The sequence below is a fragment of the Ferrigenium kumadai genome (assembly GCF_018324385.1).
GTDB lineage: Bacteria > Pseudomonadota > Gammaproteobacteria > Burkholderiales > Gallionellaceae > Gallionella > Gallionella kumadai.
The window spans coordinates 1,222,770-1,245,617 of record NZ_AP019536.1 but is presented as its reverse complement, the minus strand read 5'-3'; the positions used below and the strand labels follow the sequence as shown (position 1 = coordinate 1,245,617).

General features: G+C 60.9%; 18 protein-coding genes. 9 read left to right on the top strand and 9 right to left on the bottom strand.

Annotated features, from left to right (window positions below):
* Positions 1-11: 11 nt before the first annotated feature.
* Positions 12-1,658: a cytochrome c biogenesis protein DipZ gene (locus FGKAn22_RS05995; protein WP_212787055.1), complete on the bottom strand. Its 1,647-nt coding sequence runs from the start codon at positions 1,656-1,658 to the stop codon at positions 12-14.
* Between the two features lie 7 nt (positions 1,659-1,665).
* Positions 1,666-2,154, bottom strand: a complete 489-nt coding sequence (gene msrB, locus FGKAn22_RS05990) for a peptide-methionine (R)-S-oxide reductase MsrB (protein WP_212787054.1) — start codon at positions 2,152-2,154, stop codon at positions 1,666-1,668.
* A gap of 295 nt (positions 2,155-2,449) precedes the next feature.
* Between msrB and FGKAn22_RS05985 the strand changes: the two genes are divergently transcribed.
* Together FGKAn22_RS05985 and FGKAn22_RS05980 are read left to right on the top strand one after the other, a co-directional pair.
* On the top strand, positions 2,450-3,469 hold the full coding sequence (locus tag FGKAn22_RS05985; protein ID WP_212787053.1) for an ABC transporter substrate-binding protein: 1,020 nt from the start codon (positions 2,450-2,452) through the stop codon (positions 3,467-3,469).
* Positions 3,470-3,489: 20 nt separating this feature from the next.
* On the top strand, positions 3,490-5,241 hold the full coding sequence (locus FGKAn22_RS05980) for a diguanylate cyclase (RefSeq protein ID WP_212787052.1): 1,752 nt from the start codon (positions 3,490-3,492) through the stop codon (positions 5,239-5,241).
* Positions 5,242-5,245: 4 nt separating this feature from the next.
* Here the strand turns inward: FGKAn22_RS05980 and FGKAn22_RS05975 are convergent, their stop codons facing one another.
* Together FGKAn22_RS05975 and FGKAn22_RS05970 are read right to left on the bottom strand one after the other, a co-directional pair.
* Complete coding sequence (locus FGKAn22_RS05975; protein WP_212787051.1) at positions 5,246-5,554, bottom strand: hypothetical protein; 309 nt, start codon at positions 5,552-5,554, stop codon at positions 5,246-5,248.
* 87 nt (positions 5,555-5,641) lie between these two features.
* On the bottom strand, positions 5,642-6,583 hold the full coding sequence (locus tag FGKAn22_RS05970) for an RluA family pseudouridine synthase (RefSeq protein ID WP_212787050.1): 942 nt from the start codon (positions 6,581-6,583) through the stop codon (positions 5,642-5,644).
* Positions 6,584-6,941: 358 nt separating this feature from the next.
* Here FGKAn22_RS05970 and FGKAn22_RS05965 point away from each other — a divergent pair, with 358 nt between their 5' ends.
* Entirely contained in the window at positions 6,942-9,449 is a 2,508-nt protein-coding gene (locus tag FGKAn22_RS05965; RefSeq protein ID WP_212787049.1) for an Rne/Rng family ribonuclease, read from the top strand.
* Positions 9,450-9,562: 113 nt separating this feature from the next.
* Here FGKAn22_RS05965 and FGKAn22_RS05960 read toward each other — a convergent pair whose 3' ends face one another.
* From FGKAn22_RS05960 to uvrB, 4 genes are all read right to left on the bottom strand, one after another.
* Positions 9,563-10,015 carry a VOC family protein gene (locus FGKAn22_RS05960; protein WP_246487472.1) on the bottom strand — a complete coding sequence of 151 codons (453 nt, stop codon included), beginning with the start codon at positions 10,013-10,015 and terminating at the stop codon, positions 9,563-9,565.
* Between the two features lie 99 nt (positions 10,016-10,114).
* Positions 10,115-10,438, bottom strand: a complete 324-nt coding sequence (locus FGKAn22_RS05955; protein ID WP_212787048.1) for a YkgJ family cysteine cluster protein — start codon at positions 10,436-10,438, stop codon at positions 10,115-10,117.
* A 6-nt stretch (positions 10,439-10,444) separates the two neighbouring features.
* On the bottom strand, positions 10,445-10,927 hold the full coding sequence (locus FGKAn22_RS05950) for a low molecular weight protein-tyrosine-phosphatase (protein ID WP_212787047.1): 483 nt from the start codon (positions 10,925-10,927) through the stop codon (positions 10,445-10,447).
* An 8-nt stretch (positions 10,928-10,935) separates the two neighbouring features.
* Positions 10,936-12,960 carry an excinuclease ABC subunit UvrB gene (uvrB, locus tag FGKAn22_RS05945; protein ID WP_212787046.1) on the bottom strand — a complete coding sequence of 675 codons (2,025 nt, stop codon included), beginning with the start codon at positions 12,958-12,960 and terminating at the stop codon, positions 10,936-10,938.
* 104 nt (positions 12,961-13,064) lie between these two features.
* Between uvrB and FGKAn22_RS05940 the strand changes: the two genes are divergently transcribed.
* The 6 genes from FGKAn22_RS05940 (at position 13,065) to FGKAn22_RS05915 (ending at position 18,889) form a co-directional block, all read left to right on the top strand.
* Positions 13,065-14,402 carry a DEAD/DEAH box helicase gene (locus FGKAn22_RS05940; protein ID WP_212787045.1) on the top strand — a complete coding sequence of 446 codons (1,338 nt, stop codon included), beginning with the start codon at positions 13,065-13,067 and terminating at the stop codon, positions 14,400-14,402.
* Between the two features lie 67 nt (positions 14,403-14,469).
* Positions 14,470-15,375, top strand: coding sequence for an AraC family transcriptional regulator (locus tag FGKAn22_RS05935; protein ID WP_212787044.1), 906 nt, complete (start codon positions 14,470-14,472; stop codon positions 15,373-15,375).
* Positions 15,376-15,423: 48 nt separating this feature from the next.
* Positions 15,424-16,068 (top strand): carboxymuconolactone decarboxylase family protein, encoded by a 645-nt coding sequence (locus FGKAn22_RS05930; RefSeq protein WP_212787043.1) that lies wholly within the window; start codon positions 15,424-15,426, stop codon positions 16,066-16,068.
* A 75-nt stretch (positions 16,069-16,143) separates the two neighbouring features.
* Positions 16,144-17,010, top strand: coding sequence for a peroxiredoxin family protein (locus FGKAn22_RS05925; RefSeq protein WP_212787042.1), 867 nt, complete (start codon positions 16,144-16,146; stop codon positions 17,008-17,010).
* A gap of 131 nt (positions 17,011-17,141) precedes the next feature.
* Positions 17,142-17,609, top strand: coding sequence for a DUF4149 domain-containing protein (locus FGKAn22_RS05920; protein ID WP_212787041.1), 468 nt, complete (start codon positions 17,142-17,144; stop codon positions 17,607-17,609).
* Positions 17,610-17,695: 86 nt separating this feature from the next.
* Positions 17,696-18,889 (top strand): pyridoxal phosphate-dependent aminotransferase, encoded by a 1,194-nt coding sequence (locus FGKAn22_RS05915; RefSeq protein ID WP_212787040.1) that lies wholly within the window; start codon positions 17,696-17,698, stop codon positions 18,887-18,889.
* A gap of 244 nt (positions 18,890-19,133) precedes the next feature.
* Here FGKAn22_RS05915 and FGKAn22_RS05910 read toward each other — a convergent pair whose 3' ends face one another.
* Positions 19,134-22,832: an adenylate/guanylate cyclase domain-containing protein gene (locus FGKAn22_RS05910; protein ID WP_212787039.1), complete on the bottom strand. Its 3,699-nt coding sequence runs from the start codon at positions 22,830-22,832 to the stop codon at positions 19,134-19,136.
* Positions 22,833-22,848 lie beyond the last annotated feature (16 nt).

Below are 22,848 nucleotides of genomic sequence, written 5' to 3'. Positions count from 1 at the left end.
AGAAGAAACAATTAGCCGAAGGTGAACGCGTAGGCCTCGAGTCCAGGCGTGTCGGCCTGGATCTCGAGCAGGCCGTTCTTGGGCACCTTCTGGTCGATCAGTTCGTAAAGCGTGTTGCGCTGGACGGTGACCGCGCCCGCGGGCGCATCCTTGCCCGCATTGATCCCGACAGCCTCGCCGTTCAACTTCAGCGAGACATGCACCGGATTGCCGCTGGCGGTGCCGAGCACGAGAAAGACCTTTCGCGCCTTGAAGTTGAGGCGCAGCGCGGCGCCCGTTTCAGCACTGACGACCTTCTCGCGCTCTACCTTCCAGCGCCCGTTCAGCGCCCATTCGTCATCCGGCAGGAATGCAGGGAACCGGTAGCTGCCTGATACATCGGGCACAACACGTTCCCTGCCGCCAAAACTGTCCGCCCTCCCGTAGCCCAGGTAGGTCTCCGGCGTCTGTCCCAGCGCGAACGTCGGCCCTTCCACCTTGATGGTCTCGCCCTTCTCCTTCAGGCCGAGCAGGTAGCGGATATTGTTCTCCGTGACGTCGTATTTGCCTTCACCGAAATGCGTGTAGACCACCTGTCCCTGCCTGTCGATGAGGTAGTGCGCAGGCCAGTAGCGGTTGTCGAAATTCACCCATGTGGAAAGCAGGTTGTCCTGTGCAACGGGATAACGGATACCGTATTGCGCGATCGCGGCCTGGACATTGGCGGTCTTCTTCTCGAACTCGAATTCCGGCGAATGCACCCCGACGATCACCAGTCCCTTGTCGCGGTATTTCCTGTCCCAGTCGGTGAGGTAAGGCAGCGTGCGCACACAGTTGACACAGGAATAGGTCCAGAAATCGACCAGCACCACCTTGCCTCTCAGCGATTTCATGGTGAGCGGCGGCGAATTCAGCCAGGTCCCGACCTCAAGGAATTCCGGCGCGGCGTAAGACTGGCGCAATCCCTCCTGCAACACCAGTTCGCCGCGAGGCTGCGCGTCCTTGCTGCCGGAAAGGAACAATGATTCGATGTTCGCGCCGGAAGCGATGTAGACGACTGCCAGCAGGATCAGCACGCCGAACCCCTTGCGCACTGCCTCGGCGTGGTGGGCAAAGAAACTGAGTTTGTTCATCATCTTGCGCCCGGTCAGCGCGATGATGAGCATAGGCACGCCCGCACCGATGCCGAACGACAGTATGACGAGGTTGCCCGCGAGGTCACTCTGCTGGCGGATCACCTGCACCAGCACGGCGGCGAGGATCGGCCCCGCGCAGGGTGTCCATACCAGCCCGATCAGCGCGCCGATGACGATGCCGCTGAGCAGCCCTTCCCCTTTGGTCGAGGCGAGTTCATTGCCGAGGTTCGCCGCGCCTTGCGTCAGCGAGCTGAATCTTTCCGACAGCCGGGACGAAAGCAGCACCAGCCCGAACAGCGCGAGCAGCACCAGCGAGACGTCCTTGACGATGTCGAGGTCGATACCCAGCAACGCAACGAGCTTGCGCGCCACGACGGCGAACACGCTGAACGCGAGCACGAAGCCGATGATGATTCCGTAGGGCCGGCGCCTGCCGCCCCCCGCCGAAGTCGCCAGCACCAGCGGCAGTACCGGCAGGATGCAGGGCGAAACGATCAGTGCCAGGCCTTCGAGGAACGCAAGACCGATGTCGAGGGTGTTCATCGACGCCTCAGTCCGGCACGAATCTCAGCGCCACGCCGTTGTTGCAGTAGCGCAGCCCCGTAGATTTCGGGCCGTCGTTGAACACATGGCCCTGATGTCCGCCGCAGCGCGCGCAATGGTATTCGGTGCGCGGCAGGATGAGCTTGTAGTCGGTCCTGGTCTCGACATGGCCGGGCAGCACGTCGTAAAAGCTCGGCCATCCTGTGCCGCTGTCGAACTTGTACTTCGAGGGGAACAGCGTCAGGTCGCAGGCGACGCAGAGATACATCCCGCGTCGCTTCTCATGGTCGAGCGGACTGGCGTATGCACGCTCGGTGCCTTCTTGGCGGAGCACATAGTATTGCTCGGGGGTGAGCAGCTTCTTCCACTCCGCATCGGTCCTAATGGTCTTGACTATGCGCTCCGCAGCAAAGGCCTGCCCCAGCATGAGGAACTTCGACATCGCCAGCGCCCCTGCCCCGCCTGCCGCCAGCTTGATGAATGCGCGCCTGTCCATGCTCCACCTCCATCGAGTGCGAACCGGGAATCCCTTGCAGTCGGACTTCCCCTCCGGAGAAAGGTTCTTCCCTCGGCACTGCGATACACGATTCACCTGATTGAACGAACAAAATGCTTCTGCCATAGTCGGCCACAGGTCGGTCCGTGCAATTTTCCAGGTAGAACAAAACCATGCTCGCTGGACATCACCATAACCGGAAATTCCCGCCTTCCGAATCTCGTCGGCACGATCCGATTTTTACCGGGCAGTGTTACGCCAGGAAGAAACCTTCCTATCTATCCCAGGGTCGATCGTGGTGCGCCTGAACGCCCAACTGCTGGCTACAATTTTCGTTGCGGGCGCCACGCTGGCAACAGCCTGGTATTTCATCCGCACCCCGCCTCCCGCCCAGGCCGAGCCCAGAGATGCGGTGAGGATCGCCCTGCCGATGCACCCAACCAGCCTCATTGCCCATGTGGCATTGGAGCGGGGTTTCTTCGCCGCCAACGGCCTCGATGTATCGGTCAAGGAATATCCAAGCGGAAAAATAGCGCTGGATAAGGGACTGTTTGCCGGACAGGCGGATATCGCATGGAGCAATGAAACGCCGGTTGCGCTGGCAGGCTTCGAGCGAGCCGATTTCAGGATCGTTTCGACCACCCTTTCGGCCAATAACGTGAACATGATCATCGCGCGGCGGGACCGGGGCATCGAGCGGCCGGAGGATCTGCGCGGCAAGCGCATCGCCACCCAGAAGGGTTCGGCGGTGCACTTCTTCCTTCACCTTTTTCTTCTGGAGCATGAGATGACGGAAAAGGATGTCCGCATATCCTTCCTCAAAGCGGAAGAACTGCCGGCGGCCCTGGCATCGGGCGCCGTCGACGCCTTTTCCATGCGCGCCCCCTACATAAGCCAGGCACGTGCGCTTCTGGGCGAGGACCAATCGATCGTCTTCCGTGCACCGGAGATCTACGACCAGATGGACCTGATGTTGATACGTCTGGACCTTTTCGAAATGAACCCAAGGGTCGCCCGCAAAGCGGTGCGGGCAATGCTGGACGCGGAGAACTATATCGCTGCCCACCCGGAGGAAACAACAGTCTACCTTGCGCGGCAACTCAAGATCGATCCCGGAGAGGTCGAAGAGATACTTCACGATCTCAGACCGAATGTCTCCCTCTCCCAGTCGCTGCTGGTTCTGCTGGAAGCTGAAGCGCGCTGGGCGATAAGAACCGGCATGACGGATCGCAAGAAAGTGCCGGACTATTTGAATCTGATCGATGTGGACGACCTCAAAAGTCTGAAGCCTGAGGTCGTAACGATTATCCGCTGACCCCAAACACAGCATAGAACATGAAGATCAGATACAAGATCCATCTCGTGATGCTTCTGTCGGTGGCTTTGGGATTGCTGCTCGGGCTGCTCTTTTACCAGGCACAGCGGGACATCGATGCCGCCAACACCCTTGAACGCCAGGCTAGCGTGATCGCAATGGACATATTTCAGCTGACCCTGCTCGGCCAGGATCTCTCCCTCCATCCCGACGAGTATCGCGCCCGCAACCAATGGCTCAAACAACATCAGAAACTCGGCGAACTGCTGAGCGAAGTGCGCTTCGACACCTCGCAAGACAAGACAGTTATAGAAAGACTGCGTCATGCTCACAAGATTCAATTGCAGTTGTTCGAGGCATCGCAGCTCCTGCCCCGGCGGCTGCGGAAGAGCGGAACCGCGGCTATCGTTGCCGAACAGCAGGAAAGACTGGTTTACCGGATGAGTTTCGGCGTTCAGGCCATGCTGTCCGATGCCCTCTCACTGCAACGGCGCAAGCGGACGGAAATCACGCAATACCGGCGCAAGGTTTTCGGAATTTCCCTGGTACTGGCGGGAATCATGACCTCGACCATCGCGGTGCTCGCTTACCTGATCGGACGGAGCATCATCGGGCCGCTGCTTCGGTTGCGCCGGGAAACGGAAATCATCGGTTCCGGCGATCTCGGCCATCGGGTGGGTATGACGACCAACGACGAACTGGGCGACTTGTCGCGTGATTTCGACCGCATGCTGGAACGGTTGCAGCAGGTGACTGCCTCCCGGGAAGAGCTGCAGCACGAGATCGAGGTGCGAGTGCTCGCCGAGGAGGCGCTCAGGGAAAGCGAGCAAAGTCTGAAAAAGGCGCAGGGAATCGCGCATTTGGGAAGCTGGGAATGGGACATCCTGGGGGGCGATCTGGCTTGGTCCGATGAGATTTTCCGCATCTTCGGCAGGCAGCCGGGACTGTTCGATCCCACCTATGATGCCTTTATGGATGCCATCCACCCCGACGATCGTCCTTTGGTCGCCCAGAGCATAGAAAAGGTGCTGCACGGTCAGGGTTATGACATCGAGCATCGGATCATTCTGCCTAGCGGGGACAGCCGGGTCGTGCATCAGATCGGTGAGGCGGAATTCGACGACTCCGGCAAGCCTGTCAAAATGCGGGGAACCATACACGACATCACCGAACGCAAGCGTGCCGAGAATGAATTGCATGAGGCCAATGGCCGCCTCGGCGCGCAGTTGCAGGAAATCGAAAAACTGCAGGAGACGCTGCGCGAGCAGGCGATCCGCGACCCCCTTACCGGGCTGTTCAACCGTCGCTATATGGAGGAAACACTGGTTCGTGAGTTCGCCGGAGCGAAGCGGGAAAACTACCCCGTAAGCCTGATCATGATGGATATCGACCACTTCAAGAAAATCAACGACACCTATGGTCACCAAGCGGGCGATCTGGTGCTCCAGGCATTGGGCGAACTGTTAAGCGGACATATCCGCGGACGCGACATCGCCTGCCGCTTCGGCGGCGAGGAGTTCCTGGCGGTATTGCCCCACACTCCCATCGTAACGGCGACTCAACGTGCCGAACAATGGCGTGCCTCATTCGAAGCTTTGCGGATGACATATGAGGGAAAGGAAATTCGCGCCACCCTCTCGCTGGGTGTTGCGTCCTACACGATCCACGGCAATACCGGCCAGGAGGTCATGGCGTCGGCTGACAAGGGGCTATACATGGCGAAGGAGAGCGGGCGGAACCGGGTGGTGGTGGCCCCGCAAGCAGACGGATAGTCTGCTAGGCCTCTTCGTCGATATGCTCGACGATGTCGCCCTCGCGCCGGTTGTGACGGCGGCGGTCAACGCCGGAACGCAGCTCGACCAGCACCGGCTGATGGCTAACGCGTCGGGCGACCTTGCGCCGCTCCTCCCGGGGCATATCGTGCCGTTCATGCCGAGCCGCATCATGGTGATGCCGGTCTTGCTCAGCCGCCGAAGCCGGCCCGCGCGCCTGCACCGGCTTGACCGCATGGGCACTGCCCAGCCCGTTCACCGAGCGTTCGCCCATACTGGTATAAGTCGAAGTGACACTGGAAACATTGCGCATGGCACCCTCCTCGAGGGCATTCTGAACGCCCCATGACTTGAGTATCGGCTAACCGCGCGGAAAATTTAGGATTTTCCGCCCGGATGCTCAGGCCGCGGCGGCGTCCAGTTTATCCACGAAGGACTGCAGTTCCTTGGGCAACGGCGCAGTGATGCTCAGCGGTTCGCCCGTGAGCGGATGGTTGAACGAGATCGAATGCGCGTGCAGGAACATGCGCTTCAGGCCCCGCTTCGCCAGTTCCTTGTTGCGCGCGAAATCGCCGTATTTGTCGTCGCCCGCGATGGGGAAGCCCAGGTGCGACAGGTGGACGCGAATCTGGTGGGTGCGGCCCGTCTTGAGCTCGGCTTCGAGCAGGCTGAATTCCGGCCAGCTCTTTTGCAGACTGAAGATGGTGTGGGCGTGCTGGCCGTCCTCACGCACCATCACGCGCTTCTCGCCCTGCGGGGTGTCGAACTTGTGCAGCGGCAGCTTGACGTGCTGGCGCGCGTTCTTCCACTGCCCCAGCACCAGCGCGTAATAGCGCTTGTCGCTGTTGCCCTCGCGCATGATCTCGTGCAGCCCGGTCAGCGCGGAGCGCTTCTTCGCCACCAGCAGCACGCCGGAGGTCTCGCGGTCGAGCCGGTGCACCAGTTCCAGGAACTTGGCCTGCGGCCTCGCGCGGCGCAGCTGCTCGATGACGCCGAAGCTGACCCCGCTGCCGCCGTGCACCGCCGTCCCGGAGGGCTTGTTCACCGCCAGCAGTGCGTCATCCTCGTACAGGATGGGGAACTCCACCGCCGGCACGAACTCGGCCTCGGGCTTTTCCGCGACGCGAATAGGGGGAATGCGCAGCACATCCCCCATCTGCAGGCGGTAGGTCTGGTCCACCCGCTTCTTGTTCACCCTCACCTCCCCGCCGCGCAAAATGCGGTAGACATGGCTCTTCGGCACGCCTTTCAGGTGACGGAACAGGAAGTTATCGATGCGCTGCGTCTCCCCTGATTCGTCTATCTCAAGGAAGGTGACGGATTCTTTGCTTAAACCATTCATTTTGAATATACTTCGTCGCTCGCGTGTGCGCCTTTGTAAAAACGGGTCGAAATTCCCCGTCGAATATTGAGAGGCAGGCAGTCAAGCCGCCTACGAAGCAGCCGCCCGCCCGGTTAATGTCACTCACCGGAAATCAAGCAGTGATGGTAATTGAAATACGCGCTCAAAGCACCTGTGGATTTTCCGTGACGCGCCATTGCTGCGTCACCCAAAAAACTTTTAAGACCAGCTACCGACTGAGAACCGATTTGACCAACCGTACGCACAACCTAACACCGTTTGCACGATTGCTCCTCTCACACGCCTAGCCGCGTGTAGCTTGGTCTCGCCCGTGTCAGAGCGCGGGAGACAATAAAAAATGAAACGCATGTTATTCAATGCGACACAGCCGGAAGAACTCCGTGTCGCCATTGTCGACGGTCAGAAACTCATCGACCTCGACATTGAAACCGCCGGCAAAGAGCAACGCAAGAGCAATATCTACAAGGCAGTCATCACGCGCATCGAGCCCAGCCTCGAAGCCTGTTTCGTCGAATACGGCGGCAGCCGTCACGGTTTCCTCCCCTTCAAGGAAGTATCTCCCCAGTATTACCAGCCCGGTTGCGGCAACCGCCCCAGCATCAAGGAAGCATTGCGCGAAGGCCAGGAGCTGCTGGTTCAGGTGGAAAAAGACGAGCGCGGCAACAAGGGCGCTGCACTGACCACTTACATCAGCCTCGCCGGCCGCTACATCGTGCTGATGCCGAACAACCCGAACGGTGGCGGTGTCTCTCGCCGCATCGAGGGTGAAGAGCGCAACGAGCTGCGCGAAGTGCTGTCGCACGTCGAAGTGCCTGCAGGCATGAGCATCATCGCCCGCACCGCGGGTATCGGCCGCAACGAGGAAGAGCTGCAGTGGGACCTGAACTACCTCAAGCAGCTGTGGGACGCCATCGACGGCGCGGCCAAGTCCGAAAAGGCCCCGTCGCTGATCTACCTGGAAAGCAGCCTGGTGGTCCGCGCCATCCGCGACTATTTCAACCCCGAGATCGGCGAGATCCTGATCGACACCGAGGATATCTACGAGCAGGCGCTGGCGTTCATGAGCACGGTGATGCCCGACAACGTCAACCGCATCAAGCGCTACGTCGACGACGTGCCGCTGTTCTCGCGCTTCCAGATCGAGCACCAGATCGAATCCGCCCATGCGCGTGAAGTGCGCCTGCCCTCCGGCGGCGCCATCGTGATCGACCACACCGAAGCCCTGACCGCCATCGACATCAACTCGGCGCGCGCCACCAAGGGCTCGGACATCGAATCGACCGCGTTCAACACCAACCTCGAAGCGGCCGAAGAGATCGCCCGCCAGTTGCGCCTGCGCGACCTGGGCGGCCTGATCGTGATCGACTTCATCGACATGGAAAGCAGCAAGAACCAGCGTGCCGTCGAAGACCGCCTGCGCGATTCGCTGCGCTACGACCGCGCTCGCGTGCAGACCGCGAAGATTTCGCGCTTCGGCCTGCTCGAACTGTCGCGCCAGCGCCTGCAACCCAGCCTGGGCGAGAGCAACTACATCGCCTGCCCGCGCTGTAGCGGCATCGGCCACATCCGCGGCACCGAGTCCTCCGCCCTGCACATCCTGCGCATCATCCAGGAAGAGGCGATGAAGGAAAGCAGCGCCGCCATCCACGCACAAGTGCCGGTGGACGTCGCCACCTTCCTGCTCAACGAGAAGCGTGCCGACATCCATCGCATCGAATCGCGCCTGAAAGTGCCGGTCACGCTGATTCCCAATCCGCACCTGGAAACGCCGAACTACAGCATCACCCGCCTGCGTCACGACGACCTGACCAGCGAAGTGCTGCAAGCCAGCTACAAGCTGGTGGAAAAACCATCGGAAGAAAAGCCGCTGACCCCGGCACAGGAACAGCAAAAAGCCGTGCGCGCCACCGCCGTGGTACAAGGCATCACCCCGGCGCAACCCGCGCCGGTGAAGGCGGAAGAGCCCAAGGCCAAGGGCCCCTCGCTGCTCGGCAAGGTGTTCGGCTGGTTCAAGTCGATAACTGAAGAGGAAGAGAAGCCCAAGGCCAAGCCGACCGCAAGCAAATCGCGCAACCAGCCTCGCCGTGAACGTGGCGAACGAGGTGAGCGCGGCGAAGGCGGCAAGCGCCGCGAGCGTGGTGAACGTGGTGAACGTGGTGAACGTGGTGAACGTGGTGAACGCGGTGAACGCGGTGAACGCGGTGAACGCGGTGAAGGCCGCCGCGAACGCGGTGAACGTCCTGCACAAACCGAGGCCAAGCAAGAGCCGCGTCAGCAGCAAGGCGAACGCGAACCACGCCAGCCGAAGCAGCCGCGTCCTCCGCGCGTAGCCCCGGCACAGCAGGCCGAAGAAAAGCCGGTGCAGGAAAGCCAGGTGGCCGCCCCATCCGCCGAACAGGCGGAAGAAGGCGGCGCGCGTGAAGGCGGTCGCCGTCGCGGCCGCCGCGGTGGCCGTCGCGAACGAGAGCGCCGCGAGAACGCGCCTCAGAGCGTCGAGGCGACAGGCAGCATCGAAGCCGCGGCTCCGGCCAAGCCGAAGCCGACCGAGTACGTCGCCTATCCCGCAGGTTATGTGCCGCCGCTGAAGCCGACCGAGTACGTCGCCTATCCGGCAGGCTACGTGGCACCGGCTGCCGCACCCAAGCCCGTTGCAGCCGCACCCGCGGCAACGACCGGCGGCGAAGGACTGGTCCAGATCGAAACCGATCCGGGCAAGTTCAGCGCCGTGGTGAACGTACCCGCCGGCGGTTCCGAACCCGCCCCGCGCCGCCGTCAGCGCCCGCGCGAGGTGTATGTCGAGAACGAACCCTTGGTGCAGATCGAGACCCAGCACACGCAGGGTTGATTCCGGCCAGGTAGCAAAACAAAAGCCGCACGATGAAAGTCGTGCGGCTTTTTGTTTGGGTGAAACCGACTACCCGGCGTATGCCTGCCTCAGTTTCTCGATATCGAGCTTCTTCATCTGAAGCATCGCGGCCATCGCCCTTGAGACTTATCGTGATCGGGGCTGGCGAGCATCTCGACCAAGGCGATGGGCACGACCTGCCATGAGACGCCGTATCTATCCTTGAACCATCCGCATTGCTGCGCCTGTTCATCCCCGCCATCGGAGAGCCCGGCCCAATAGTAGTCCACCTCTTCCTGTGTCTTGCAGTTGACCTGGAACGAGACAGCCTCGTTGAACTTGAACACCGGACCGCCGTTGAGTGCGGTGAACCCCTGCCCATCGAGCTCGAAGGCGACCGACATCACCGTCCCCGCCGCCCGGCCGTGGACCTCGTATCCCGCTTCCCCGTAGCGGGAAATCTGCACGATCCTGGAGTTCCTGAAGATGGCGGTATAAAACATTGCCGCCTCCTCGGCCTGATCGTCGAACCACAGGCATGGTGTGATCTTTTGAATCGCTTGCATGAGGTCTGAACACATCTGCCCAGAATCTAGCAGCGCCCCTCTTTCGCCGCCATAAGCACAAATATTTATTTAGTTCTGACCGCGTTGGGCATCCCCCAGTCACAAGCTGAACGACTCTGCGCGCAGTGCTGCACAGCGCGGGTTGGGCGATCCGTCCGCTTCGAGCACGTCGAATTCGCGACAGGTGGAGGGACGCTGGGAATAGATGCTGCACGAGACCCGTTTGCCCACCTCGCCCTCGAGCGCGATACAGCGCACCGGCTTTGTGGCCGTGCCCTTCATGCAGCGCAGATGGGGCGAGACGGGTTCGGTGAGGCGTGCGGGAACGAGGCCGCCGAGCGCGTCGTCGGCCTCGGCCCAGTAGAACGACACGCGATAACTGGAGCAACATGCGCCGCAACTCTGGCACAGGCAGGCAGTCATGCGGGATCAGTCGCGCTGGAAATGCCTCTTGCGGATGTGTTGCAGCAGCCCTTCCGCCGCATCCTCCACCATGTCCAGCACGCGCTCGAAGCCTTCCGCGCCGCCGTAATAGGGGTCGGGCACTTCGCGCTCCTTGTGGTGTTTGGCATATTCGAGGAACAGATGCGGGTCACCGTCCCCGTGCTGCGCGAGACGCTGCAGGATAGCGAGGTTGGCGCGGTCCATCGCCAGCACGTAGTCGAAGCGCTCGAAGTCATCCGCACCGACCTGGCGCCCACGCAAGGCGCTCATGTCGTAGCCGCGCTGCTGAGCCGCACGCCGAGTGCGCGCGTCCGGCGGCTCACCGATATGGTAATCGTGGGTGCCCGCGGAGTCGATCAGGATATGTTCGGACATGCCCGCGTTCTCGACGTAATGGCGGAACACAGCCTCGGCGGTGGGCGATCGGCAGATGTTGCCCATGCAGACGAACAGGACTTTGACTTTCATGTTTGAATTCACAATGGTGAAACGAATATGGCTTCGCGCAATTTCTTGAGTTGGTCGCGCAGCTCGGCGGCTCGCTCGAATTCCAGATTCTTCGCGGCCTGCAGCATCTCCTTCTCCAGTCGCGCGATCTCCTTGGAGACTTCCTTCTCGCTCATCGCGAAATACTTGGCCTGGGTCTGCGCGGCCTTCAGCTGCGCGCGCTCGGAGTCCATGTCGTACTCGGTGTCGATGATGTCCTTGATGCGTTTGACCACGGACTGCGGCGTGATGCCATTGGCTTCGTTGTAGGCCACCTGCTTGTGGCGGCGGCGCTCGGTCTCGTCGATCGCCTTGCGCATCGAGTCCGTGATCCTGTCGGCATACAGCAGCGCGGTGCCGTGCAGGTGGCGCGCGGCACGGCCTATGGTCTGGATCAGGCTGCGCTCGGAGCGCAGGAACCCTTCCTTGTCCGCATCGAGGATGGCGACCAGCGACACCTCGGGAATGTCCAAGCCTTCGCGCAACAGGTTGATGCCGACCAGCACGTCGAATTCGCCAAGGCGCAGGTCGCGGATGATCTCGACGCGCTCCACGGTTTCGATATCGGAGTGCAGGTAGCGCACCTTGATGCCGTGTTCGGAGAAGTATTCGGTGAGCTGTTCCGACATGCGCTTGGTCAGCGTGGTGACCAGCACGCGCTCCCCTGCCTTGACGCGCAGCCGCACCTCGGACATCAGGTCGTCCACCTGGTGCGTGGCCGGACGCACCTCGATGACCGGGTCGATCAGGCCGGTCGGGCGAACCACCTGCTCCACCACCTGCCCGGCGTGCTCGGCCTCATAGGTCGCCGGCGTGGCGGAGACGAAGACGGCCTGGCGCATGATGCGTTCGAATTCGTCGAAGCGCAGCGGGCGATTGTCCAGCGCGGAAGGCAGACGGAAGCCGTAGTTGACGAGATTTTCTTTTCTCGCGCGGTCGCCCTTGTACATGCCGCCGATCTGCGGGATGGTGACGTGACTCTCGTCGAGGAACATCAGCGCGTTCGGCGGGAGGTAGTCCATCAGCGTCGGCGGCGCCTCGCCCGGCTTGCGCCCGGAAAGGTGTCGCGAGTAGTTCTCGATGCCCTTGCAGAAGCCGATCTCGGTGAGCATCTCCAGGTCGTGGCGGGTGCGCTGCTCGATGCGCTGCGCCTCCACCAGCTTGTTCTCGCGCTGGTAGAACGCGATGCGCTCGGCCAGCTCGACCTTGATGGTCTCGATGGCGCGCAGCACGGTGCTGCGCGGCGTGACGTAATGGCTCGAAGGATAGACCGTGTAGCGCGGCACCTTCTGCAGGATATGACCGGTGAGCGGATCGAACAGCGACAGCGACTCGACTTCGTCGTCGAACAGAGTCAGGCGCAGCGCGTTCTCGTTGTTTTCCGCCGGGAAGATGTCGATCACGTCGCCGCGAACGCGGAAGGTACCGCGCGTGAAGTCGACATCGTTGCGCTCGTACTGCATCTCGGTCAGGCGCTTGATCACGTCGCGCTGCGGCATGCGCTCGTTGTGGCGCAGGTGCAGGATCATGCCGTGGTAGTCCACCGGATCGCCGATACCGTAGATCGCCGACACCGTGGCGACGATCACCGCGTCCGGCCGCTCCAGCAGCGCCTTGGTGGCAGACAATCGCATCTGCTCGATCTGCTCGTTGACGCTGGAATCCTTCTCGATGAACACGTCGCGCGACGGCACGTAGGCCTCTGGCTGGTAGTAGTCGTAATAGGAGACGAAATACTCGACCGCGTTCTCGGGAAAGAACTCGCGCATCTCGGCATACAACTGCGCCGCGAGCGTCTTGTTCGGCGCCATGACGATGGCCGGCCGACCAGTGCGCGCGATGACGTTCGCCATGGTGTAGGTCTTGCCCGAGCCGGTCACGCCCAGCAGCGTCTGGAACGCTAGGCCGTCCTCGATGCCCTCCACCAGCTGCGCGATGGCCGTGGGCTGGTCGCCGGACGGCTCGAACGGCTGGTGCAAGCGGTAGGGACTGTCGGGAAAGGTCTGGATTTTCATGGTGATATTGTACGGGGAATGCCGGGATGATGCGCGGGTTCCCCGGAGGCGGACGCGGCGTATAATGAGCCTCACATCTCACTTGCGATAAAGAGCCTCCTACATTGAACACCGTCAGTTTTGCCGATCTGAACCTCGCGCCAGAAATCCTCAAGGCGCTCACCGAGTCAGGTTACGCCACCCCCACCCCCATCCAGGCGCAAGCCATTCCGCTGGTGCTGGAAGGGAATGACCTGATGGCCGGCGCCCAGACGGGCACCGGCAAGACGGCGGCATTCGCGCTGCCGATGCTGCAGAAGCTCTTGCCTCATGCCAGTTCCAGCACCTCGCCGGCGCGCCATCCGGTGCGCGCGCTAATCCTGGTTCCCACGCGCGAGCTGGCGATCCAGGTGGAAGAGAACATCAAAGCCTACGCGAAACATACCAAGCTGCGCTCGCTGGTGGTGTTCGGCGGCGTGGACATCAAGACGCAGACGCCGCACCTGAAGAACGGCGTGGAGATCCTGGTGGCGACGCCGGGACGATTGCTGGACCACATCGAGCAGAAGAGCGTGCAACTGGGCACGGTGCAGATGCTGGTGCTGGACGAGGCCGACCGCATGCTGGACATGGGCTTCATGCCCGCCCTGAAGCGCATCCTCGCACTGCTGCCGAGAACGCGGCAGAGCCTGATGTTCTCTGCAACCTTCTCTGATGAGATCAAGAAGCTGTCGGAAGACTTCCTGATCTACCCGACGCTGATCGAGGTCGCGCGCAGCAACGCCTCCAACGAGAACATCACCCAGAAGGTCTATCTGGTCGAGCACGAAGACAAGCACGCCCTGCTCACGCAACTATTGCGCGGCGACGATGCGAAGCAGGTGATCGTGTTCACCAAGACCAAGCTCACCGCCAGCCGCCTTGCGCGCCAGTTGCAGCGCGAAGGCGTCACCGCCGACGCCATCCACGGCGACAAGAGCCAGTCGGAACGTATCCAGGCGCTGGATGCCTTCAAGCAGGGCAAGGTCACCGTGCTGATCGCCACCGACGTCGCCGCGCGCGGCCTGGACATCGACAGCCTGCCGATGGTGATCAACTACGAGATCCCGCACGCCGCGGAGGATTACGTGCACCGCATCGGCCGTACCGGCCGCGCCGGCGCATCCGGCACCGCGATCTCGCTGGTCGCACCGGACGAGGAAAGATACCTGCAGGACATCGAAAAACTAATCAAGCAGCAGATCAAGCGGGAGCCCCTGCCCGTTCTGTCGAAATCGCGGCCACGCGGTGAACATCGCGAACGCGAGTACCACAGGCCCCCGCCGCAGAAGCCCAGCCACGACCCGTGGTTCGACAAACCCTACGTGCCGAACATCACTGCTTCCGCGCCGTTGGAAAAGAAGGAAGAGCCGGTGAGCAGACAGAAGGCGCAGATACCAGCGCTGTTCCGCAGGCCGGGTTGATGCACGGCAGATCTGGCCCGGGATGCCCAACGCGCGACAGGATATCCCCCGCAGGAACCCGTATCCATTGACCAAACCGACCATCCCACAGCCCTTCGACGATTTCCTGCGCCACCTTCATCTCGGCGCAGAGGTCTTTTACGTCGGCCAGTTGTGCGATGCCTGGCATATGCCCACGGCTGGCGGCGATGCCACGACTTTTCACCTGGTGTGTCATGGCAAGGCCTGGATACATCTGCCGAATCAACCTGAGCCGACGCTGATGCGTGCGGGAGACATTTCTTTTTTCCCGCACGATGCGGCGCATGCCATCAGTGGCCTGCGACATGTTTCACCCGGTCAGGAATTCAATTTGGGCAGACAAGTAGCTTTCGATGAACGCGCAGCCGGCACTGGCTTGCTGTGCGGCCACCTGAGATTCCCCGCGCATATCCGCCGCTTGTTGCTCGCCTCGCTCCCGGATTTCATGCTGATCCAACCCGATCGAAGCCCCGTCGGGAGGCAGATGCGCGGCCTGATTGAGCTGATGTCAGAGGAAGCCAAGCTGAATGATCTAGGTGCGACGACAGTGCTGGATCGATTATCAGACACGTTGTTCCTGTATGTCATACGGCACGTGCTGCATCTGGACCCCAAACTATCTCCGTTGTTCGCTGCGTTATCGGACGAGCATTTGCGTTTCGCCGTCTCAGCCTTCCTCGATGCACCAGCCGAGACCTGGACAGTCGAACGCATGGCCAAGCTCGCCTGCCAATCGCGCTCCACATTCACCGAACGATTCACACAGTTCATCAAGATGACGCCCATGGAGTTCGTTGCGACATGGCGCATGCAGTTGGCGATGGGCATGCTCGCCGAGAAAGACGCCAACATGCTTGATGTGGCATTGCGCTGTGGTTACGAGTCGGAGGCGGCATTCCGCAAGGCGTTCAAGCGCATCATCGGCATCCCGCCCGGCAAAGCCCGCAACTAGCCGCTCCGCACATCCGGACGATTGGACATAAATTCCAGCCGTCCTGTCATGGATGCTCCGTTCCGGTTTCTCGAAAATCCGTTCCAGCAGCGCATCACGTTGCCCGACCGTTTTAAGGTCATTCGAGAACAACCAATCACAAGGAGCAGCATCATGACCGATTTCACTTTCCACACGCTGGAAAACACCACTGGCCACACTAGGGAACTGCTGGAAGGCATCCGCAAAGGCTACGGATTCATCCCCAATCTGTTCGCCTATATGGCTGAGGCACCCACCACCGTGGAAGCCTACCTGGCGCTGAACGACCTGGTCTCCAGGGGTTCGCTGTCCGCGGCGCAACAGCAAGTCGCCCTGCTCGCAGTGAGCGTCGAAAACGAGTGCGAGTTTTGTTCGGTTGCCCATCGCGCCATCGGCAAAATGAAGGGCGCGAATGCGCAGACTTTGAACGCACTCGCCTCTCATTCGGAGATTGCCGATGCCAAAGACCGGGCCTTGGCAGATTTCACCCAGGCCGTCGTGAGGCAACGCGGGAGGCCGAGCGCGGCGGAGATTCAGGCATTTCTTGGCACTGGCTTTACCAGACAGCAAATTCTCGAGGTGATCCTGATCGTGTCCATCAAGACGCTGTCGAATTACATCAATCACCTGACGAAGCCGGAGCCGAACAAGGAACTCCTCGCGGCGATCTAGTCGTTGGTCGGCATGCCCGCCCATGCGGGCATGCCAAGCGATGATTGCAGATGTCATTCACACCTGGGGACAACAATGAACTTGCTCAAATCCATTTTCATCACCTTCTACCTGTTCGCGATCATCGGCATCGCAGGCTTCAGTGGTTGGATGCTCTATCGTGGCTCGGACACGCTGGCCTGGTTAGGCGTGATGCTGACGGCCGGCCCTATCCTGTCGGTCATCACTGTGTTGATGACGTTCAAGAACGTGGCACGCACCAGTGCGCACTTCCCGCTGATAAACATTCTCGGTATAGCGGGGGTCACACTGGCGGCATGGACGTGGCAACAGCAGGGAGCCAGCTTCATCGCTCCAGCGCTTGCCCTCGCGGCGTGGGTTGACTTCCTGCTCTACGCCTACTGGTTCTCGACCTTTGGCGATCGCCAGTCCAGCATGAAGCTGATTGTCGGCACCAAGCTGCCTCACTTCACTGTACTGGATACGCAGGGCAACACCGTCAGCTCGAAGCAATTGACGGACAGACCAGCCATCATCGTCTTCTACCGCGCCAACTGGTGCCCGCTGTGCATGGCCCAACTGAAAGAACTGGTGGCGCGCTACAAGGAACTGGAATCACTCGGCGTAAGAGTCGCGATGATCTCGCCGCAGCCGCATGAAAATACGATTGAACTCGCTAGGAAATACAACGTGAATTTCGATTTTCTGACTGACCGGGGCAACGCCGCTGCACGCGCTCTCGGCATCGAGAACAGTAATGGCACACCGATGGGCATGCAGGCATTCGGGTATGACAACGATACGGTACTGCCCACCGTGATCATCACCGGCCGCGACGGCAAGATCGTGTGGACGCATGAGACAGACAATTACCGCATCCGCCCCGAGCCGGACGTCTATCTTGAGGTTCTGAGCAGACACGGTGTAGTAGCAGGCGCCTAGCTGGCCGGGAGGCGGAAGCCGCAGCACCCTTTTCCGGCTTCTGTCGCCCAGGCCCAGGGACACAGGAGCCATTGCCACCACACGCCGCACAGGGGACAATTGCGCCTTCTTAGCGCTCCTGGAGCCGTCCCTTGAAAAACATTCCTCACCACCTCGCGGCATTGGCCACCACCCTGTGGGTCGGCGGCCTGTGGGCCATCGGCTACCTGGCCGCCCCTATTCTGTTCCACGGCCAGCCGGACAAGCAGCTCGCGGGCATGCTGGCAGGGCAGATGTTCGAGGTGATGGGATATACCGGGATGTTTTGCGGCACATATCTGCTGCTGCACCGCGCGCTCACGTCGGGCAAAGCGGCCTTGCGTGAGCCGTTGTTTGCTGTGATCGCGGCGATGCTCGTCATCACCCTGACCATTCAATTCGGCATCCAGCCGCTGATGGCAGAGTTGAAAACGCGGGCGCTACCGCTGGATGTGATGCAAAGCGCCTTCGCCGACCAGTTCAAGATGTGGCACGGAATATCCAGCATCCTCTATCTGACTGAGAGCCTACTAGGAGCCTGGCTGGCTGTGAAAACCTTCCGCGTCAGGTCCGACGCATAGTCGGAATAACAATGCCCCGCTGCTGGTTCACTCTTTCTGCGGTGCGGGTATAATTCGCCCCAACGTTCAATCAGCAAGGAATAATCGTGTCTCTCTCCTCTCGCGTACTCGCCATCAAGCCCTCCCCCACCCTTGCCGTCGCCGCCCGCGCAGCGAAGCTGAAGGCGGAAGGCAAGGACATCATCGGACTGGCAACGGGCGAGCCGGATTTCGATACGCCGCAGCACATCAAGGATGCCGCGATCGGGGCGATCAACAAGGGTTTCACCAAGTACACCGCCGTGGGCGGCATCCCCTCACTGAAGCAGGCGATTATCGCCAAATTCAAGCGCGACAACGGGCTGGAATACACCGCGAAGCAGATCCTGGTCTCCTGCGGCGGCAAACAGAGCTTCTTCAACCTCGTGCTGTCTACCATCAACCCCGGCGATGAGGTCATCATCACCGCGCCGTACTGGGTGTCCTATCCCGACATCGTGCTCATCGCCGAAGGCAAGCCGGTGATCGTACAGGCCGACATCGTGCAGGGTTTCAAGCTGACGCCCGCCCAGCTGGAAGCGGCGATCACCCCCAAAACCAAGATGATCGTCATCAACAGCCCGAGCAACCCGTCCGGCGCGGTTTACACGCTGGAAGACCTGAAGGCGTTGGGCGACGTGCTGCGCAAGTACCCCAACATCATCATCGCGACCGACGACATGTACGAGCACATCGCGCTGACCGACGAGAAGTTCTGCAATATCCTGAATGCCTGCCCCGATCTGTATCCGCGCACCATGGTGCTCAACGGCGTGTCGAAGGCTTATGCGATGACCGGCTGGCGCATCGGCTATGCAGCTGGGCCGGAGCACATCATCACCGCGATGGAGAACGTACAGTCGCAGAGCACCTCGAACCCGACCTCCATTTCGCAGGTGGCTGCCGAGGTGGCGCTGAACGGCGACCAGAATTGCCTCGAGCCGATGATCAAGGCATTCCGCGAACGCCACGCCTTCGTGGTGAACGAGCTGAACAAGATCCCGGGATTGAAGTGCCTGATGGCGGGTGGCGCGTTCTACGCCTTCCCCGATGCGCGGGAGGCGATCACCACGCTGCACCAGAAAGGCCTGATCAAGGAAACCACCGACATCGCGCTGGCCGAATACCTGCTGGCGGAAGCAAACGTAGCGGTGGTGCCGGGCTCGGCCTTCGGCAGCGAAGGCTACTTCCGCATCTCCTTCGCCACTTCGATGGAAAACCTCAAGGCGGCGCTGGAGCGCATCGCGAAAGCGCTGTCTTGAGGTTTCGGTGAAGGCTAACCTTCAGGTTATGCCGTAGCCAAAATCTCGCAGCACTGGAGCGTATAGCGAAAGCGCTTTCCTGAGATTTCGGTGAAGGCTGACCTTCAGGTTAGCCGAAGCCAAAATCTCGATGCGCTGGAGCAAATAGCGAAAACACTTTCCTGAAGTTTTCGGCAGGAACTCAACAAAGCAAGAGGGGCACATTCCGTGCCCCTTTCTTTTTTCCGCCGAACTGCAACCTTTCCTATCGTGCCCGCAACGTCAGACTCTCGGTGGTTCCACCAACCTGCAGCGGAACCGTCCCTATCGCCGTGCGCATCGACAGATCGGCCGAAATATTGCCGGACACTTCCTGTCTGACGACATCCACGCCGCCTGTCGCCGCCAATACCCCAGCCTGCATTTTCAGCTTGCGGAAGTGATAGGCGCCATTGGCAAAATTCAGATCGCCAGTCAGCTCATCGAAGTGTGTCCGCCCGCCAGGCAGGTTGCTGCGGCTGCGCAGGCGTGCCATCTCGACGATGTCCATGCCATTGACGATGCCCTTCTTGACGACGAAGTCGCCGTCAAGAATTGCCGTTTCGGTCAGCCCGGAGAGATTCGCCGATTGCATCCGGAAACGCGCCTTGCCGTCCATGTCGCCTTCAAGCAGCTTGCTCAGGTTCTGCAAGGTGATGGTCTTCGCCACCAGATTACCCTGCGCCTTCCAGCCCGAGCGCCAGTCGATGTTCGCATCGCCGAGCAGTATCCCGCCCTTGATACGGCCGTCCATCTCGGTGATCTGCAAGCCGTCGCCGGTCAATTCGCCCTTTGCGTTCAGCTCATCGAAGACCCAGTTCGGCAGCAAGGGCAATGCGGCGGCACGAACGTTGATCGCAACCTGCAATTTGTCGCCGGCCGCATTCAGATCCAGAGCATATTTATTGTCTTCTGCATGCAATTTCGCCTGAGCGAGCTTACCTGCCTGGTCGAAACTCAGTTCGCCCCCCACGCTGGAAATGGTGAAGCCTTCGGCTTCAAGCTTGCCTTGGCTCAACACGATGCGCGCGACCGGATGCTGCTGATCGGCCACCGCCTGCTGCAGCCATCCGGAAACTTGCTGCAACACGGCACCGTTGACCAGCAGCCCATCCAGCTCGACGCTGTTTATCGGCTTGACCGAGGTGAACAAAGCCGAGAGCGCGAAATTCACGCGTGCCTGCTGCGCCTGGATCTGTTTCATTTCGCCGAACGACACATCGCTCATTTCCAGACGCGGGGTGGGCAGTATCCTCCCCGCAAGCTTGCCGATATGAACCGGCTGACGCAAGTTTGCGGAAAGCTGTTGTTCGATCCTCGCAGAATAATCCTTCATCGGCAGCAGATAGGGCACGACGAACAATGCGGCCAGTGCCGCCACGAATATTCCCCCGCCCACCTTACCCCAGGGTATCGGTTTGCGGCGGACTCGCTCAGCTGCCTTCTTCGATACTTCTACTGGAGGCTCGGGGGGGCGCTCGGCCTTGGCCCTGGCAGTTTCGAGGGCGCGCTGCTCGGCCACCGCCCAGGCTTTGGCCTGGGTTTCCGCCAGCTTTCTCACATCCTCTTCGCTGGGCATGCGCACTTCCGCAACGGGTTTGGCCGGAGCCGCCTCGACCTTTGCAGCGGGGGCAGCTTGAGGCAGCGTCTCTTCCGGAGGTCGTTCCGAAGTAACCGGCTTCTCTTCGGTATGGTTGAGCTTGCCGACATCGCTGATCAGATTGACATCCTCATGATGCTGCTGGGGCTCTTCATACAGCGGCTCGGATGGCGTGCCGGTCACCGGTTCGGACATCGAAAGACTGAAGGGTTCCAGCTTGATCTCCGCTGCTGGTTCACTCACGGGAACGACTTCGACGGCGGGAGCTACAGCACCATCCACCAGTTCATAGACCGGATGCTCGCGACCGTGCTTGTCCTGTTGCGAGCCTCGATAGACGAACAGGTCGGCGTATTCGTCGCTCAGGCGCGATACAAAATCGTAATAGGGACGCGAGACATAGATCTGGTCGCTGCCGGCAAAGCTCATCACGCGTTGCGCATCGTTGATGCCGTCGCCGACCATGTTGCTCTGGCCGTTCATGTCCTTGACGACATTGATGGGGCCGAGATGGATGCCGATGCGCACGTTGAGATCCGGATAGTCCTTGTGCTGATTGGCCGTCACCGTCTTGCGGAATTGCATGGCCGCTTCCAGCGCATCTTCCGGGTGTTGCAGAAACCCCACTGCCGCGCCGTCACCGGTATCGAGAATGATGCGCTCGCCTTCCCCTACGGCCGCCAGGCAATCGGAAAGCAGTTGGTTGAATTGTTTCTTGACTTGGATCTGCTTGTTGACGGGTTGCTTGGTGTAGCCGACCACGTCGAGGAACAGCACCGTGGCACTGGTGGAACGTGAAGATGTGGCGCCCGCTGACTTCGGTCTGGCGGCTTCTGCAGGTGCGGCTACAGTGTCCCGCGCCGATTGAAGCAGCATCGCTTCGGCCTGCTGCTGCGCAACCAGGCTGGCTGCCTGCTCCCTGGCCAGCCGCTCTTCCTCCGCTCGAAGTTGGCGCTCCGCCTCCTCGCGCGCCTTGGTTTCCGCCTCTGCACGTGCCGTTTCCAGTTCCGCACGCATCCGCACCGCTTCCTGCTCGACCTTCATTCGCGCCGCTTCCGCTTCTTCTCTGGCACGGCGCTCGGCCTCTTCACGCGCCTTGGCTTCGGCTGCGGCCTGCTGCTTAGCCAGTTCCGCTTCTTCTCGCGCCTTGGCAGCCTCCTGCTCGGCCTTGTGCCGCGCAGCTTCCGCATCCTGCTGTGCCTTCAATTTCGCCGCTTCGATTTCCTGCTTCGCCTTGGCGGTCTCCTCTTCGGCTTTGCGGCGGGCAGCCTCGGCTTCTTGCTGCGCTTTCACTCTGGCGGTCTCTGCTTCTGCTTGCGCGCGGCGCTCCGCCTCTTCCCTGGCCTTAGCTTCCGCCTCAGCCTTTGCTCTTGCTGCTTCCAGTTCGGCACGAACCAGCGCCGCCTCCTGCTCGGCTTTCACGCGCGCAGCTTCCGCTTCTTCCCTGGCGCGGCGCTCGGTTTCTTCACGCGCCTTGGCTTCCGCTGCAGCCTGCTGTTTGGCGCGTTCCGCTTCTTCGCGCGCCTTGGCGGCCTCCTGTTCGGCCATGCGCCTTGCGGCTTCCGCCTCCTGTTGGGCCGCCAGCTTTGCCGCTTCGGCTTCCCGCCGTGCCTTGGCGGCGTCCTCCTCGGCCTTGCGTCGCGCGGCCTCGATCTCCTGCCTGGCTTTTGCCTCGGCCTCGGCTCGGGCTTTGGCTTCAGCTTCGGCCTTGCCGCGCGCAACCTCGGCTTCCTGTTTCGCCTTGGCTTCAGCAAGCTCTCGCGCTTTGGCCGCGGCCTCCGTTTTGGCCGCTTCAAGTTCCGACCGAACTCGCGCAGCTTCTTGTTCAGCCTTATGCCGAGCGGCTTCCGCTTCTTGATGCGCCTTCAACTTCGCCGCTTCTGCTTCCTGCCGGGCATGAGCCTCAGCCTTTTCTGCCGCAATCTTGGCACCCTCGGCAGCCAGCACCTCCGGAGAGGGGGCGCGGAAAGCAGCGGTGAAATCCAGTTCGCCGACACTTTCCTCGGGTGGTCTCTTGACCGGTGTCGCCATCTTGACCGGCATCGCCATCTTGGGGGGCATCGCCATCTTGGGAGGGGCGGCCATTTTGGAAATACTGTCCATTTTGGTCTTGTCCTGGACGAACCCGCCCTTCTCCAGCTCCAGGAACAGATCGCCGAGCATGCTGCGCAGGCTGGGAGCCGTACGCTTGCTGATCTCGCCGAATGTAGACGTGCCGTCGACCATCAGCAAAGCGCGTTTGATGTCCCCGGAAAGATGCGCAGTCTTGCTGCGAATCTCGTCCTCGCCTTTGCTGGTCCTGACATAGATGGTTTTATTTTCCATGATCCATTCTAACTGA

What these genes read in the sequence shown, in the direction of transcription:
- FGKAn22_RS05995 (WP_212787055.1), bottom strand. Translation starts at nt 1,658, where the DNA reads ATGAACACCCTCGACATCGGTCTTGCGTTCCTCGAAGGCCTGGCACTG.
- msrB (WP_212787054.1), bottom strand. Translation starts at nt 2,154, where the DNA reads ATGGACAGGCGCGCATTCATCAAGCTGGCGGCAGGCGGGGCAGGGGCG.
- FGKAn22_RS05980 (WP_212787052.1), top strand. Translation starts at nt 3,490, where the DNA reads ATGAAGATCAGATACAAGATCCATCTCGTGATGCTTCTGTCGGTGGCT.
- FGKAn22_RS05975 (WP_212787051.1), bottom strand. Translation starts at nt 5,554, where the DNA reads ATGCGCAATGTTTCCAGTGTCACTTCGACTTATACCAGTATGGGCGAA.
- FGKAn22_RS05970 (WP_212787050.1), bottom strand. Translation starts at nt 6,583, where the DNA reads ATGAATGGTTTAAGCAAAGAATCCGTCACCTTCCTTGAGATAGACGAA.
- FGKAn22_RS05965 (WP_212787049.1), top strand. Translation starts at nt 6,942, where the DNA reads ATGAAACGCATGTTATTCAATGCGACACAGCCGGAAGAACTCCGTGTC.
- FGKAn22_RS05960 (WP_246487472.1), bottom strand. Translation starts at nt 10,015, where the DNA reads ATGCAAGCGATTCAAAAGATCACACCATGCCTGTGGTTCGACGATCAG.
- FGKAn22_RS05955 (WP_212787048.1), bottom strand. Translation starts at nt 10,438, where the DNA reads ATGACTGCCTGCCTGTGCCAGAGTTGCGGCGCATGTTGCTCCAGTTAT.
- FGKAn22_RS05950 (WP_212787047.1), bottom strand. Translation starts at nt 10,927, where the DNA reads ATGAAAGTCAAAGTCCTGTTCGTCTGCATGGGCAACATCTGCCGATCG.
- uvrB (WP_212787046.1), bottom strand. Translation starts at nt 12,960, where the DNA reads ATGAAAATCCAGACCTTTCCCGACAGTCCCTACCGCTTGCACCAGCCG.
- FGKAn22_RS05930 (WP_212787043.1), top strand. Translation starts at nt 15,424, where the DNA reads ATGGATGCTCCGTTCCGGTTTCTCGAAAATCCGTTCCAGCAGCGCATC.
- FGKAn22_RS05925 (WP_212787042.1), top strand. Translation starts at nt 16,144, where the DNA reads ATGAACTTGCTCAAATCCATTTTCATCACCTTCTACCTGTTCGCGATC.
- FGKAn22_RS05910 (WP_212787039.1), bottom strand. Translation starts at nt 22,832, where the DNA reads ATGGAAAATAAAACCATCTATGTCAGGACCAGCAAAGGCGAGGACGAG.